Below are 15,236 nucleotides of genomic sequence, written 5' to 3'. Positions count from 1 at the left end.
GGCTCCGACAGTTCAGCGGCGCCGCAGTCCCCGCAGAAAGCTGCATCTATTGCCCGGCCAGATCGAACATGTGGGCGTAGTCGATCATCCGGGAAGTTGGTTCTCGCCAGTACGCGTTGGCCCGGCGGATTCGGCGGCGGTGGTGGTGGTGGTGGTGGTGGGAATCGACCAGGACCTCGCGATTGATCAATGCCGCCCCGCCACCGGGCAACAGCGAGCGAGTCGGCCCCTGAGGCTGAGGAACTTGGCACGGCGGAACAAACACATGCCCGCACTTTGGTGAAGAGCGATTCCAGCTGCTCAACGAGTGGTCCGACCACATCGGTGACGATCTTGGCGACCTTCGTGCCAAGCTCGCCAACGATCATCGCGATGCACAGAGCGTTTGCGGTGGACAACCAGGGCCACGTTGCCCGTCCACTCCGAATCCGTAGCCGTGACTGTGCCAACGCCGCGAAAATTGCTTCGCCGACAACGGTTTCGACCGCGATATCCCTCAGTTCCTACCGGATCCGATGGTGCGCGTCATCGAGATAGCGGCGTACCATCCGCACGTGTCACCGAGCGCGCCTGGCTGAGTCCGACGCCTACGCTGCCGTTTGGGCTCAGACAATCTCGCAACGAACCAGAGGCTCCGCTTCCAAGCAGCCCATCAGCAATCGGCTCGCAGAACCGAAAACGAACCAATCCTCTAAAGATAACGAATCGAGGCCACCACCAGTCGACTCTTCGCTGATCTCGGCGGCTAACCGCAGACACCATTAGGTACCTTTTCTGGCAAGCCTGGGGCCCCATCAGGCTCGTCGGTTCGATGCACTCCACCCAGCACCGCGCAGAAGTGGGCTCGCGGGTAGAATCATGTTGGGTCCAGCCGAAGGTCGTTCCGTGTTCTGGCGGAGGGCATCTCAGCGACAGCGTGTGGCACCTGATCGGTTTGCCTCGCCCGGCACAGCCCAACTACGAAGTCTCCTTCTCTCGCTCGCGAATCAATTCGATGAGTTGCCGGCGGTGCTCGCGGGCGGTCCGGCTGGCAAGGACGAGGGCTGCGGTGATCGCGCGCGCGTATTCAATGTCGCGGGCTTCGAGTGTGCGGCGGTGCTCGGCGCATTCGGTGTCGAGCGTGTGCCTGAGTTGTGCCACCTCGGCGAGGAGGGCTCGGCGTTCGGTGCTGATTGCATTGCGCTCACCTTCGGCGTGAGCCTGTGCCAGGCGAGCCGTCTCGAGCATCGCGCGCGTCGCGGTGATTTCGGCCTCGGCGTCTCCGCGGACTCGGTCGCGATCGGACTCCGCGGCGGTGATCTGGGCAGCGGCGACCTTCTCGACGGCGGTGACGCGCTGGTCGGCTTCCTTGGCTGCGGAGCGGGCTTCGCGGGCGGCGGCCGAGGCGAGTTCTTCCGCGGCGATGGCGCGGGTGAGTCGTTGTGCCATCGCGGCTCGTGCCCGTTCGGCCTCGGCGAGGGCCTGGTCGGCGAGAGTGATCCGGTGGTCGGCTTGTCGCTGTATTTCCTCGATTTCGCGGTCGACAGCCGCGGGGTCTGTGAGTCGGGCGAACAGGTCGGCGACGTCACCGACGACGGTGGCGAGATCGCCGCAGAGGTGCCCATAGTGGTCCAGCAGCCCGACCAGTGTGTGGGTTCCGTCGGTGATCGGACGCGGGGACGGTTGCACGACAGCGACTTCGGTGGTGGTGAGACTACGCAGTCGGCGCATGGCCTTCTGCGCGGTGTGCTCGGGGTTGTCGCAGTAGCGCCGCGGTGCGCCGGGCCGTCCGGGGACTCGGGCGGGTACCGGGGTCGTGCAGCCGGGGAACTGGCAGCGTACTTGCGTGGGCGTGACGCAGGCCGGCGTCATGGTGTTCGACATCGGGATTCCTCTCCGATCCGTTCCATCTCATTCCATCGAACGAGGAATGAGATGGAACAGATTCGGTTCGGTCGGGCATCGGGTCAGGCGGCGAGCTCGAGCATCTCGGCCCGGACACGCGGCAGGCGGCTCGCGATGACCTCGGCCGCGGACTGGCTGGCCGTGCGGTCGTTGTGGCCGTACCGGCGGTCGGTGGTGGTGACCGATTCGTGGCCGGCGTCGCGGGAGACGACGAACAATAGGACACCGTCCTGCAACTTCCAGGAGATTCCCGTGTGGCGCAGCATGTACGGGGTCAGGTGTTTGGTGCGCAGCGACGCGATCGCAACGGGGTAACGTTCGAGGAGTTCTTCGGGGTCGGCGCCGTGCCACATGGCTCTGGTGCCGAACGGGGTGAAGTCGCGACGGGCGAGGGCTTCGAGTCGGCGCAGGGCGGGCTGCCAGGCTTTGCGGTGGAAGTAGCCGGCGGTGATGGGTGTGCCGGTGTATTTGTGGAACAGCAGCTCGTCACCGGGGCGGGACAGATCGAGGCGTTGCACCGTCTGTAGCGGGATGTTGATGGTGCGGATTCCTCTGCTGGATTTGGGTTTGCCGAGTTTGAGTCGGCTGCCGCCGTCCTTCCACGCTTTGTTGATGCGCACCGCGCCGGTGACCGGGTTGACGTCGCGGACCTGGAGGGCGCCGATCTCGCCTGGGCGTGCCATGGAGACGAGACCGAATTCGGCTTGGGTGCGCCAGCGTTGGGACAGGAGTTGTTCGAACAGCTCCCATTCGTCGTTGTCGAAGATCTCGATCTCGATGTCGTCGTGGCGCGGCAGCCGGATACCGGCACAGGGGTTGAACGCCAGTAGCGGTGCCGGGCGTTGTTCCACGGCCGCGCGCATCGCCGCGGACAGGAACCCGTGTTTGTTCTTGATCGTCTTGGGTGCGTTGCCCTTGTCCTGTTCGAGATAGACGATCCACGCAGCGTCGGTGTCCTGGGTGACGGCCTCGAGGGTGGCGTGCTCGCCGAAGAACGGGACGATGTCGTTGACGATGTAGCGGTGGTAGTTGGCGCGCCCGTCCTCCTGCACGCTGGTGAGACGGTCGATGTAGCGGGCCAGCCACTCGACCAGCAGGACCGCGCCAGTACCGGCGTCGCGTTTGCCCGCCAGGACATCGCGAGCGGCGTCGAGGCCGATGCGCTCGATCAGATCGGCCCACCACTGGGCCTGGTCGTACTCGTCGAAGCTCTCGGCCGACTGCCGCCGTTTGCCGTCGAGGTCGTAGTAGTGGAACGGGACCTGCCAGCTGACGGTGCCGTCCTTGCGGGGCCGTGGGCGAGGTGTGGGCATACGCCACTCCTGTCGTGTCGAAGATGGCGACACGAGCTGCCTGAGAGGCGGTGGTGACGGCGGTGATGACCGCGATCGAGATCCAGGCTACCGAAGTAGCCCCTGACCTGCACATGAAAAAGTGGAGCTAAGGGGACTCGAACCCCTGACCCCCACATAACATAGTAACCGCAGGTCAGAGGGCTAACTACCTCTTGGACCAGGTGGCGCTCCGACCCGCTTGACGGCGTGTCACGTCAATTCACTACACATGAGTACAGAATTTGATGACGGCGATCGCGGACAAAGGATTGCCAGTTTCACTGACGGCGCGGTCACTCGACCACGGCTTCCGCTGCGTTGCTTTCGGATTCGACTGGATCTCGTTCTGACTGAATCACCGAAGGTCACCTGTAGATATGGGCGATGAGGGGCGCACAGAAGGGAGATCCCATGCCTGGTTCAGCATCTGAAACATCGCACGTCCGAATGGTTGCCAATCGCACGTCAGCCGTGTTCGGGTTGCAGTCGGAGGATCGTTCAGGAGGTCGACCGTTCGCTGGGATTCATCGGTTATTGCCTACTTTTCCGGTCGACCCTTCGCATTTGTGTCGCAGCAGGCTAGCGGTGCACAATGTGGTGCTTCGGATTGGGACGCACGCCCGGTCCGAAGCGCCGTCTTCTGCCGTCGTCTCTGCACTGAATGGTTCGAGCCGCCCGAACCTGTGGTCCGGGCGGCTCGCCTCCCTACCACGCGAGTGACGCCGCCACTCCACGCGCTCGCCGATCGTAGATGTGCCACCGCACAACGAGTCGACAACCAGGCCACGAACAGGACCTCGCGCCGATCGCCTGTCAACCGAATCTAGCGAGATGGGGCGATCTCGGTGTTCAATGGATACGGGGTACGTCTGCGTTAGGGAGGATCCGAGAGAGGTGTCCTCCCATGCCGCAAAAACGCCCACCGAACCGACTTACCCACTCGGGAAGTAACGCCTCTGACGAGCCATCCATCACCAGCCCCGCCAGGTCCGATGACGAGGTTTGGCTGAGTTCACTCGATGTCTCCCAGCGATTGAAGATTCCGATCAAGACGCTGGCATCGTGGGCAAGCGCCGGACGCGGGCCCCGCTTCGCCCGAATGGGCCGATACCGCCGATACCGCCTCAGCGACCTATTGGCCTGGGAACAAGAACAACTCGCCCGCGGCGGGGGCGCACGCGACGGTTCGCGAACACGCGACTGACCGAACCGACGAGCCATGACGTGGCACTTCATCCGTCCCGCCTGGAGCGATCAGAGTGACCAACGGCAGCATCTGAGCTATTTCATGGCTACTACTCAGATCTTGTGGCGCTCACAGCGTTTTGGTCAAGATTCTCTAGCAAGTTCTGTCCGCGAGCGCACTCCAACGGCTGACACAGCATGGCCGATTCCGGACGGCACACGGGCTCGTGAACTGCGGGCAATCATCGACTTATAGAGGGGTGTGATGAGCGGTAGGTTACCGAAGCCGGTCGGGACGTTCGGGGTTCCGACCAAACCGAAGAAGCAGCGCAATGGGCGTTGGCGCACCACGGTCCGCTACTACGGTGCGGGCGGGGCGCAGCAGCTCGAGCGCATGGGCGTCAGCGCCGACGACGCCCGTAACCGGTTGGCCGAGGCCATGCGCGATTTCCGTGAGCAGCTCGGTCGGGATCGGATCACGCGTAACACCAAGCTGATCGCGTTGGCCAAGGAACTGCTCGTCGACCTCGCCGGTGACGACGCCTACACCGCGGGCAATATCGAGGACTACCGGCGCGAGATCTACGTCTCCACCGACCGGCGCGCCAACAAGGCCACGATCAAGATCGAGAACTCGATCGGGCACTTGCAGATCTGGCAGGCCACCCCCGGCGAACTCGACCGACACCTCAAACACCTCGTCTCCCTCGGCCTGCGACGCAAAGCCAAGCAGCACAAGATCATCCTGCGCGCGATGATGCAGATCGCGGTCCGCCACGGCGTCCTCGACACCAACCCCATCGACGGCGTCGCCGCCTTCACCCGACGCCGAGTCCTCGCACGCGGCAAAATCCAGGACCACGGCGCGTTGCCCGCGTTCCGGGCACAGGTACGGGCCTGGGCACGCGGCGAGGCGATCCCGGGCACCCCCGCCCACACCAGCGGACCCACCCGGGACTGGACCGTGGTGTGGGTGGTCGACGTGATCACCGGCACCGGAATGCGACCCCACGAAGTCTTCGCGCTCCTGCTCGACGATATCGACCTCGATGCCAGCGACCCCTACCTCGATGTCACCGGAACATTGGTCGAGGTCAAAGGCTCCGGCGCCGGAGGCTGGGTACGTAAACCCGCACCCAAGTCCGAGAACGGGTGGCGACGGATCCTGTTGCCCGAACACACCGTCCAAGCCCTCCGCGAGGCCATCAAGGACCTCGAGGTCACCGCGGGCCCGAACCCGGACCGACTGCTCTTCCCCGCACGCAACGGCTCTGTGCGTAACCCCAACAACTTCGGCCGCATCTGGCGCGCAGCGCGTGGTGAGGACTTCGCGTGGGTCACTCCTCGCACCTTCCGCAAAGGCGTGGCCACCGCGGTCGACCACGCCTACGACAACCCCGAACGCGCCGCCCGACAACTCGGCAATACCCGCGAGGTCGCCAAGACCCACTACATCGACGTGCCCGAAACCGTGCCCGACAACCGCGCCGTCCTGGAAGCCTGGGCACGCGGACCGGGAACGAAAACGTGAGATTTATGTGAGAACGCTCAAATCCCGAGCCTTCTCCGGGAACGAGAAAACCCCTTCCGATGCTGGTCGGAAGGGGTTTACACTGTCGGGCTGACAGGATTTGAACCTGCGACCACCTGACCCCCAGTCAGGTGCGCTACCAAGCTGCGCCACAGCCCGTTGCCCCCGCTCGGCGGGTGCTTGATGAGGTTACCCCATCACCCCCCTGCTGGACCAAATCGGCTGGACGCGGCACGTCGGGGCGCGGTTGACGTGCGAGGAAGGCGATCTCGTCGGCGATATCGGGCCGCACGGAATCGGGCTCGACGAACCGAATAGGTAGCAGCGAAAGCGGACGTGTCAGTGCGACGGCCGGAACGGTGGGACGGCGAGGTCGGGGCCGAAGATGTCGGGGACGTCGCGGGCAACGCTGTCGGGGAATCGGGCGGGGCGTTTTTCCAGGAAGGACGAGACGCCTTCCAACGCGTCGGCGCTGGCGCCGCGGGAGAGGAGGGCGCGGGATTCGATGCGGTGGGCGATCATCGGGTGGTCGGCTCCCAGTCCGCTCCAGAGCATTTGGCGGGAGAGTGCGACGGAGACGGGGGCGGTGTTGTCGGTGAGGCGGCGGGCGAGGGTGTCGGCTTCGGCGACGAGGGTTTCGGCGGGGTGTAGGGCGTAGAAGAGGCCAGCGGTGAGGGCTTCTTCGGCGTCGACGAGGCGGCCGGAGTAGACCCAGTCGAGCGCGGTCTGCATCGGGACGAGGCGGGGTAGGAACCAGCTGGAGCAGGATTCGGGGACGATGCCGCGGCGGTTGAAGACGAAGCCGATGCGGGTGCTGTCGGTGGCGAGGCGGAAGTCGGCGGCGAGGGTCATGGTAATGCCGACGCCGACGGCGGGGCCGTTGATGGCGGCGATGACGGGTTTGCGGAATTCGAACATGCGCAGGACGACTTCGCCGCCGATGTCGCGGAAGTCGTCCGGGTCGCCGGGGTCGGCGACGAAGGTCTGCGCGCCCGCGGAGAGGTCCGCGCCCGCGCAGAAGGCTCGGCCGGCGCCGGTGAGGACGACGGCGCGGATCCGGTCGTCGCGGTCGCAGGTGTCGAAGGCCTCGATCAGTTCGTGTGCCATGGCGGTGGTGAAGGCGTTGAGCTGTTTCGGGCGGTCGAGTGTGATGGTGGCGACGGCGTCGGTGACATCCAGGCGAATATCGGGCATGGCGGTTAGCATGCCATTCGGGCGGGTGATCGACGGGCGCGGTCGACCCGGTTCGGTACGTGGGCGGCGGGCACCGCGGGGTCGGCCTACGGCGTACCGGCCCGCCGATCGACGCCCAGTCCTCGTCGCCCCCACTCCACCGGCCGGTTCGGCACGGCGCGCCCGCGCGGGACGCGCTTTCTACCGCACAGCGGCGGTCGCCGCCCTTGATCGTCGGATAGATCGGTGTCGGTGATCGAGATCGGAAAGCGCTTGTGCGGTGCGCATTTCAGCTGCGGTGGTGTACTTCCTGTAGTCCGTACACGGGTGTCGGAATACTCTCGTATCGCGCTTTCAATTGCAGTGCGAGGTACAGCGAATAGTGCCGGGACTGGTGCAGGTTGCCGCCGTGGAACCACAGTCCTTCCTGCTGTGTCGGCTTCCACATGTTGCGGAGTTCGCCTTCCCACGGTCCGGGGTCCTTGGTGGTGCCCGATCCGTAGCCCCAGCATTTGCCGACTTTGTCGGCGACCTCCTGTCCGATGAGGTCGGCGGCCCAGCCGTTCATCGATCCGTAGCCGGTCGCGTAGACGACGAGGTCGGCGGGGAGTTCGGTGCCGTCGTCGAGGATCACGGCGGTTTCGGTCAGCTCGCGCACTTCCCCGTGCGCGAGGGTGATGTCGCCGTCGGCGACCATTTCGGCGGCGCCCACATCGATGTAGTAGCCGGAGCCGCGGCGCAGGTATTTCATGAAGAGACCGGAATCGTCGTCGCCCCAGTCGATTCGGAATCCGGCGTGTTCGAGTCGTCGATAGAATTCGGCGTCGCGTTCGCGCATGGCACGGTAGAGGGGGCGCTGGAATTCGGGCATGAGGCGGTAGGGCATCGAGGCGAAGGCGAGATCGGCTTTGTCCGTGGTGATTCCGGCGTCGATCGCGCGTTCGGAGTACAGGTCGCCGAAGGCGAGGTCCATCAGTGACTCGGATTTCACGACGTGGGTCGAGGAGCGCTGCACCATGGTGACCGAGACCGCGCCCGCTTCCCACAGGGCGGCGCAGATGTCGTGCGCGGAATTGTTCGAACCGATGACGACCGCGCGTTTGCCCGCGTAGCCGTCGGGGCCGGGGTGGGCGCTGGAATGGTGCTGGTCGCCCATGAAGCGGTCCATGCCGGGGAAGTCGGGAATATTCGGTTTGCCCGACATTCCGGTGGCGAGTACCAGGTGGCGAGGTCGGAGTTCGACGGCCGCGCCTTCGCGTTCGACGGCGACCGTCCACTCCCCCGCGAGTTCGTCGTAGCGGGCGGAGGTGCAGGTGGTCGACGACCAGTACGGGACCTCCATCACCGTGGTGTACATCTCCAGCCAGTCGGCGATCTTGTCCTTGGGGGCGAAGACGGGCCAGTTGTCGGGGAACGGGAGGTAGGGCATGTGGTCGTACCAGACGGGGTCGTGCAGGCACAGCGATTTGTAGCGTTTTCGCCACTGGTCGCCGGGGCGGTCGTGGGCGTCGACGACCAGGGCGGGCACGCCGAGCTGGCGCATGCGGGCGCCGAGCGCGATGCCTGCCTGGCCGCCGCCGACGATCAGGGTGTAGGGCTGACGGGTGTAGCCGAGTTCCCGGTCTTCGAGAGCGCGCTGTTCGGACCAGGTGACCCGGCTCGGGTCCGCGCCGTGTCGCACTCCGGTGGGGCGGCGGGTTCGGGTTCCCTCCTCGAAACCTTTCAGTTCCCGCAGGGCGGTGAGCAGGGTCCAGGCGCCTTCGTCGGCGAGTCGCAGGTGTCCGGCGCCGCGACCGGCGGCGGTTTCGAAACCGATCCAGGCGGTGACGACGCCGTCGTCCTCGGTCGGCGGCTCGGTGGTGTGGAATCCGGAGGGGTTGGTCGCGTCCGGATCGGCGCGCAGCAGGTCGGTGATGGCGGCGCGGCCCTCGACGGTGGTGATGTTCCAGGTGAAGGCGATGAGGTCACGCCAGAAGCTGTCGGTGGCGAACAGAGCGGCGGCGGCCTCGGCGTCGCGGGCGGCGAGTGCGGTCTCGAAGGCGGCCAGCCAGGCGTCCACGCGCTGCTGTGGTGTGGGGGCCGCCGGGTCGCGCACTATGTGATCGAGCGTCTGGGTCATGAATACTCCTCGGCATGGATCTGTGAGCTACAGCACAGCGCATGCCGCGTAATGTCACAATCGTTGCAACGCGTTGCGACCGACGCGGGCAAGATCCGGTCGCGCGACCGGGACCGCACGGACGAGGGATGGAGATCGTGGGTGACTTCGCCGCCATCGAACCCGGTACCGACCTGTCCGGTTACGCCCGCCAGCTGATCCGGATGCACGGCGCGTTGATCGGCGGCAGCCGGTCGACCCTGCGGCCCCGGCCCCTCGTCGGCAGATCGTGGTCGCGCGCGCTCGACGCGGGGCTCGCGCCCGACCACACGAATGCCCGCGCCGTGCTCGGATTCGACGAGGTTGAGATCCGCCGACGCACCTCGGTCCTGGCCGACGTCGTCGGCGATATGCGGAATGTGATCTCCGGGGTCGGTGACGACTCGGATATGTTGCTCGTCGTCGCCGACGCCGAGGGGGTGGTGCTGTGGCGGCACGGTTCGACGCGGATTCGCCGACAGGCCGACGCGCTCGGTTTCCAGGAGGGGACGCGGTGGAGCGAGGACGCGGTCGGCACCAACGGCATCGGCACCGCGATCACGGAAGCCACTCCGGTGCAACTGTTCTCGGCGGAGCATTTCGAACGCAACCAGCACCCTTGGTATTGCACGGGAGCGCCGGTGCACGATCCGCGGACCGGCGATCTGCTGGGCATCATCGACATCAGCGGGCCCGCCCTCTCACTGCATCCGGCGGTCACCGCGCTCGTGGCGACTTCGGCGCGGCTCGCGGAGACACAACTGTGGCGTCGGCACGAGGACAGGCTCGAACGACTGCGGACCTCGGCGGGACCGGTGATGGCCGCGTCCACGGGGCCCGCGCTGGTGGTCGATGACGAGGGGTGGGTCGCGCACGCGGTCGGTGTCGCGCCGGTCCGGCGCATCCCGGTGCCGCGGACGGGCAAGGCGATGAGCGTCCCGGGGCTGGGGATGTGTGTGGCGGAGCAGATCGTCGACGGCTGGCTCGTGCGACCGGAAGCGGGCGGTCTGACGGTGCGCGTCGAACTGGCCTTGACCGATCCGCCGACCGTCGCGGTGCAGGGCAGCGGGTCGGGCTGGCGCAGCGCCGTCTCGGTGCGGCACGCGGAAATTCTTGTACTGCTTCATCTTTCGGGTCGAAACGGGATGACGGTGACGCAGGTGAGCCAGGCGTTGCACGGGGACCCTGATCACGAGGTCACGGTCAGGGCGGAGATCTCACGACTGCGCCGGATCCTGGGATCGGTATTGGCGAGCAGGCCGTACCGCTTGGCCGACGGGGTCGAACTGTCGGTGAGCTACGGCGATGCCGAGGGTTTGGCGGGGTCGGATTTCATCCGTCGGGTGGCCGGGCCCGATGTGCGAGCGTTCGCGATGGCCGGTTGGCCGGGCCTGCCCGGCGAGATGTGAGGGGCGACCGTTGGCGCAACGTCGGATCCTGTCCCAGCAGCGAGCCGCGCTGGAGGACGCGTGGGCTCGCTGGCTGACGCGCGGGGCGGAGGGGGCACCCGCCGGTGATGACGCGCCGCCACGCGGCGAGGTCGAGCGATCGTGGCAGCGGTCGCTGCGCACCGTAAATCCGGCGCGCGACTGCGCGCCCAGCGCCGGGGATATCGACGCGCGATGGGCCGACTCGGCCTTGCGGGCGCCGGTCACCGAGCTGACCGGGGAATTGCGCAGCATCGCCGACGACGCCGATTTCGTGGCCGCGGTGACCGACGAGACCGGCACGATCCTGTGGTCCTACGGCGGCCGGGTGATGCGGCGGCGGGCGGAGCGGGTGAACTTCGCGCCGGGCGGGCAGTGGGACGAACCGCATATGGGCACCAACGCGCTGTCGCTGGCGTTGCGGACCGATCAGCCGCACACCGTCTTCTCCGCCGAACATCTGGTGGCCGCCCTGCACGGGTGGGTCTGCTACTGCGCGCCGATCCGGGCGGCGGACGGTCGTCAACTCGGTGTGCTCGACCTGTCGACCACGTGGGACCGTTCGCATCCGCTGGCGATATCGACGGTGCGGACATTGGCGACCGCCATCGAGAGCAAATTGCAGACGCGCAGCGCGATGGCGTCCGGGGTGGCGCTGCGATGTCTCGGGACCGGCAGTCTGACCCGCGACGGGGCACCGGTCCGCTTGCGGCCGCGACACCTGGAGATCCTGGTTCTGCTCGCGCTCGACCCGGAGGGGTATTCGCACGAGCGGTTGCATTTCGCGATCTACGGCGATCGGCCGGTCGGGGCGAGCACGTTGAAATCGGAGATGTCGTATCTGCGGCGTGCGACCGGCGGTGATATAACGAACCGGGTCTATCGGCTGGTCAGTCCGATTTCCTGCGACGCGGTCGATGTGGCGGCGGCGTTGGCCGCGGGTGATACGGCCACGGCGGTGCGGCTCTACCGCGGTCCGCTGTTGCCCGGGTCGGAGACGCCGGGGATCCTCGGGTGGCGGCAGTTTCTCGAGGTCGGTGTCCGGACCGCGGTGCTGTCCAGCGGCGAGGCGGAGTTCGCGCTGCGCTACGGCCGGTACGCGCCCGACGATATCGAGGTGCACGAACACGCCCTGCGGCTGCTGCCGAAACACGACGCGCGTCGCGCGGTGGCCGCGGCCCGTTCGCATCACGCGTCGCGCGACTGAGTCGCGACCGGATCGCGCGGCAGTTCTCCTCAACGTTTCCTCAACCCTCGCCGACGATAGTGACACCCGTCACGGCATCCACCGTGTACCAGCACTCGTCGAGGAGTTATCCGCAATGATCTACGCAAAGCCGGGGACCGACGGCAGCATCGTCGATTACGCAGCCCGATACGAGAATTTCATCGGTGGCGAATGGCTCGCGCCGGTGGAAGGACGCTACTTCGACAATCCCTCCCCCATCGACGGGGCCACGTTCTGCGAGGTCGCGCGTTCCTCGGCGGCGGATGTCGAACTCGCGCTCGATGCCGCGCATCGAGCCGCGGACGCGTGGGGCCGGACCTCGACCACCGAGCGCGCCAATATCCTCAACCGGATCGCCGACCGCATCGAGGAGAATCTCGAAGCGCTCGCGGTGGCCGAGACCTGGGAGAACGGGAAACCGGTCCGGGAGACGCTCGCCGCCGATCTGCCGCTCGCGGTCGACCATTTCCGGTATTTCGCCGGGGCGCTGCGCGGTCAGGAAGGCGCGATCTCCCAGATCGACGCCGACACCGTCGCCTACCACTTCCACGAACCGCTCGGCGTGGTCGGGCAGATCATTCCGTGGAATTTCCCGATCCTCATGGCGACGTGGAAACTCGCGCCCGCACTCGCCGCGGGCAACTGCGTTGTCCTCAAACCCGCGGAGCAGACTCCGGCGTCCATCCTGAAGGTGGTCGAACTCATCGCGGATCTACTTCCGCCCGGAGTTCTCAACGTGGTCAACGGATTCGGTGTCGAAGCAGGCAAACCGCTGGCCTCGAGCAGCCGGGTCGCGAAGATCGCCTTCACCGGAGAGACGACCACCGGCCGACTGATCATGCAGTACGCCAGCGAGAACATCATCCCGGTCACGCTGGAACTCGGCGGCAAGAGTCCCAATATCTTCCTGCCCGATGTGATGGCCGCCGACGACGAATTCCTGGACAAGGCGGTCGAGGGATTCGTGATGTTCGCCCTCAATCAGGGCGAGGTCTGTACCTGTCCGTCACGCGCGCTGATCCATTCGTCCATCTACGACGAGTTCATGGCCCGGTGCGTGGAGCGGACCAAGGCCATCGTGAGCGGCAATCCACTCGACGAGGCCACCATGATCGGGGCCCAGGCCAGCAACGATCAGTTCGAGAAGATCATGTCCTATATCGATATCGGGCGAAAGGAAGGCGCCGAGATCCTGACCGGCGGCAATCCGCGCAAGGTCGCCGACTTCCCGGACGGCTTCTATGTCGAACCGACGATCTTCAAGGGCCGCAACGATATGCGGATCTTCCAGGAGGAGATTTTCGGACCCGTCGTCTCGGTGACGACCTTCGATTCCACCGACGAAGCGCTCACCATCGCCAACGACACGCTCTACGGCCTCGGCGCGGGATTGTGGACGCGGGATATGAACACCGCCTACCGGTTGGGCCGCGAGATCAAGGCGGGCCGGGTGTGGACCAATTGCTACCACGCGTATCCGGCGCACGCCGCGTTCGGCGGATACAAGAAATCGGGGATCGGCCGGGAGAACCACAAGATGATGCTGGAGCACTACCAGCAGACCAAGAATCTCCTGGTCAGCTATTCGCCGAATAAACTCGGCTTCTTCTGATGGCGGAGGATGTCCGTCGCGTCGAACTCACCGGATCGGCGGAGGAGATGCTGCGGAAGCTGATCGGGACGCACGGCGCGGTGATGTTCCATCAGTCGGGTGGCTGCTGTGACGGCAGTTCCCCGATGTGTTATCCCCGTGGTGAATTCCGGGTCGGCGCGTCGGATGTCCTGCTCGGGTATGTCGCCGAGCAGACGCCGTTCTGGATGAGCGCCGATCAGTTCGCGTACTGGCAGCACACCCATCTCACGATCGATGTGGTGGCCGGGCGCGGCAGCGGGTTCTCCCTGGAAGCGCCGGAGGGTGTGCGATTCCTGATCCGCTCGCGGCTGTTCACCGACGACGAGGTGGCCGCGCTGCGCCCGCCGCCGACCGGGGCCGAGCAGGTGTATTGAGCGTGGTGGATCCCGCGGCCGAGCTCTCGTCCGCGGGATCCACGGTCGGCGGGTTCCTCGGAGATCCGTGACGAAGGCGGGGGGGCTCGTCGTTCGAGCGAGTCAGAAGCTGTACGTTCGGCGACTCCGATCGTGAGGCTCGCGCGACCGCGTCGTCGGATGGGTAGCATCCGGGTCTGTACCGCAGACGAACGAGGTGTCCGTGACGGCCGAAACTTCTCTCCCACCCGAGCGGGTCGGCACCCGTGTCGCTGTCGCGGCCGTGCGCGGGCTGCTGCGGCTGCCCATGGGCGTGAAACGCGCGATGGCGGGGCCGGTGATCGTGCGTGACGGCCGGGAACTGGATCTCGACGCCCAGTTGATCATGCGCGTCACCGGGCTGTTCTCGCGGCGGTCGACCGATCCCGCGGTCGGGCCTGCCTGGCGACGCGCTCAGGCGCTGCGGATGTCGGCGATCGGGGCGGGGTACCGCGCGGTCGTCGGCGTCACGGAGACGACGGTCGCGGGGGCGGCCGGGCCGCTGAAGGCGCGGGTGTACGACCCCGATCACGCGGGTACCGTGCTCGTGTATTTCCACGGCGGTGGCTGGGTGATCGGCGATCTCGACACCCACGACGGATTCTGTCGGACCCTCGCGCGCCGCGGCGGAATTCGGATCGTCGCTGTCGACTACCGGCTGGCGCCGGAGCATCCCTATCCGGCTGCCATCGACGACGCCGAATCCGCGTTCCGCGATATCGTCGGGCGCGCGAGCGAATTCGGTGTCGCGCCCGAACGGGTCGCGGTCGGGGGCGACAGCGCGGGCGGATATCTCGCGGCGATGCTGTGCCAGCGGGTGCTCGCAGACGGCGGCCCGAATCCGCTGCTGCAATTGCTGATCTATCCGCCGACCGAACTGACGGGGAAATCGGAATCACGCGCGACGTTCGCGGAGGGTTTCGCGTTGACCCGCCACGATATCGACTTCTACGACAATTGTTTCCTGGTGCCGGAGATCGATCGGGCGCGGCCGGATGTGTCGCCGTTCTACGCGGAGTCGACGGCGGGACTTCCGCCCGCCGTGGTCATCACCGCGGGTTTCGATCCGCTGCGTGACGAGGGCGAGGCGTATGCCGAGCGACTGCGAGTCGACGGTGTGCCGGTGGTGTTGCGCCGTTTCGACGGGTACATGCACGCCTTCGTCAACAACGCGCTGGCCTTCGGCGCGGCGGTGGAGGAAATCGCCGGATTACTCGCGGACGCCGTTCCCGCCGAATCACGCGATACCGCCGCGGAGTCATAGCGCGAACCGATTCGCCGCACGAATCGTTGTCGAACCGAGCAACACTTG

The 15,236-nt window shown here is 66.3% G+C and carries 12 protein-coding genes and 1 tRNA gene; 7 read left to right on the top strand and 6 right to left on the bottom strand.

Features of this window, described 5'->3' with window-relative positions:
- Positions 1-46: 46 nt before the first annotated feature.
- From DAT37_RS44715 to DAT37_RS43360, 3 genes are all read right to left on the bottom strand, one after another.
- Positions 47-190, bottom strand: a complete 144-nt coding sequence (locus DAT37_RS44715) for a hypothetical protein (protein ID WP_157979002.1) — start codon at positions 188-190, stop codon at positions 47-49.
- A gap of 767 nt (positions 191-957) precedes the next feature.
- Positions 958-1,863 (bottom strand): hypothetical protein, encoded by a 906-nt coding sequence (locus DAT37_RS43365; protein WP_109530787.1) that lies wholly within the window; start codon positions 1,861-1,863, stop codon positions 958-960.
- A gap of 83 nt (positions 1,864-1,946) precedes the next feature.
- Complete coding sequence (locus DAT37_RS43360) at positions 1,947-3,197, bottom strand: tyrosine-type recombinase/integrase (RefSeq protein ID WP_109530786.1); 1,251 nt, start codon at positions 3,195-3,197, stop codon at positions 1,947-1,949.
- A 772-nt stretch (positions 3,198-3,969) separates the two neighbouring features.
- On the opposite strand from DAT37_RS43360, the gene DAT37_RS46315 reads away from it, so the two are divergent.
- Together DAT37_RS46315 and DAT37_RS43350 are read left to right on the top strand one after the other, a co-directional pair.
- Entirely contained in the window at positions 3,970-4,422 is a 453-nt protein-coding gene (locus tag DAT37_RS46315) for a helix-turn-helix domain-containing protein (protein ID WP_332873400.1), read from the top strand.
- Between the two features lie 246 nt (positions 4,423-4,668).
- Positions 4,669-5,934, top strand: a complete 1,266-nt coding sequence (locus DAT37_RS43350) for a site-specific integrase (RefSeq protein ID WP_109530785.1) — start codon at positions 4,669-4,671, stop codon at positions 5,932-5,934.
- An 85-nt stretch (positions 5,935-6,019) separates the two neighbouring features.
- On the opposite strand, the gene DAT37_RS43345 is transcribed toward DAT37_RS43350, so the two are convergent.
- From DAT37_RS43345 to DAT37_RS43335, 3 genes are all read right to left on the bottom strand, one after another.
- A tRNA-Pro gene (locus DAT37_RS43345) sits at positions 6,020-6,093 on the bottom strand.
- Between the two features lie 180 nt (positions 6,094-6,273).
- Positions 6,274-7,128: a crotonase/enoyl-CoA hydratase family protein gene (locus tag DAT37_RS43340; RefSeq protein ID WP_198654729.1), complete on the bottom strand. Its 855-nt coding sequence runs from the start codon at positions 7,126-7,128 to the stop codon at positions 6,274-6,276.
- 268 nt (positions 7,129-7,396) lie between these two features.
- The gene (locus DAT37_RS43335) at positions 7,397-9,226 is read right to left on the bottom strand and encodes a flavin-containing monooxygenase (RefSeq protein ID WP_109530783.1); all 1,830 of its coding nucleotides are present in this window, start codon (positions 9,224-9,226) and stop codon (positions 7,397-7,399) included.
- A 137-nt stretch (positions 9,227-9,363) separates the two neighbouring features.
- On the opposite strand from DAT37_RS43335, the gene DAT37_RS43330 reads away from it, so the two are divergent.
- From DAT37_RS43330 to DAT37_RS43310, 5 genes are all read left to right on the top strand, one after another.
- On the top strand, positions 9,364-10,653 hold the full coding sequence (locus DAT37_RS43330; RefSeq protein ID WP_109530833.1) for a GAF domain-containing protein: 1,290 nt from the start codon (positions 9,364-9,366) through the stop codon (positions 10,651-10,653).
- 10 nt (positions 10,654-10,663) lie between these two features.
- Positions 10,664-11,878 (top strand): transcriptional regulator, encoded by a 1,215-nt coding sequence (locus DAT37_RS43325; protein ID WP_109530782.1) that lies wholly within the window; start codon positions 10,664-10,666, stop codon positions 11,876-11,878.
- Positions 11,879-11,993: 115 nt separating this feature from the next.
- Positions 11,994-13,511, top strand: coding sequence for an aldehyde dehydrogenase (gene adh / locus DAT37_RS43320; protein WP_109530781.1), 1,518 nt, complete (start codon positions 11,994-11,996; stop codon positions 13,509-13,511).
- On the top strand, positions 13,511-13,906 hold the full coding sequence (locus DAT37_RS43315) for a DUF779 domain-containing protein (protein WP_109530780.1): 396 nt from the start codon (positions 13,511-13,513) through the stop codon (positions 13,904-13,906). Before adh ends, DAT37_RS43315 begins: the two co-directional genes overlap by 1 nt.
- Positions 13,907-14,108: 202 nt before the next feature.
- Positions 14,109-15,188: an alpha/beta hydrolase gene (locus DAT37_RS43310; protein ID WP_109530779.1), complete on the top strand. Its 1,080-nt coding sequence runs from the start codon at positions 14,109-14,111 to the stop codon at positions 15,186-15,188.
- Positions 15,189-15,236: the final 48 nt, after the last annotated feature.

Origin of the sequence: Nocardia aurea, from assembly GCF_003123685.1 — a bacterium.
GTDB lineage: Bacteria > Actinomycetota > Actinomycetes > Mycobacteriales > Mycobacteriaceae > Nocardia > Nocardia aurea.
This window is presented reverse-complemented; position numbering and strand designations above follow the sequence as displayed.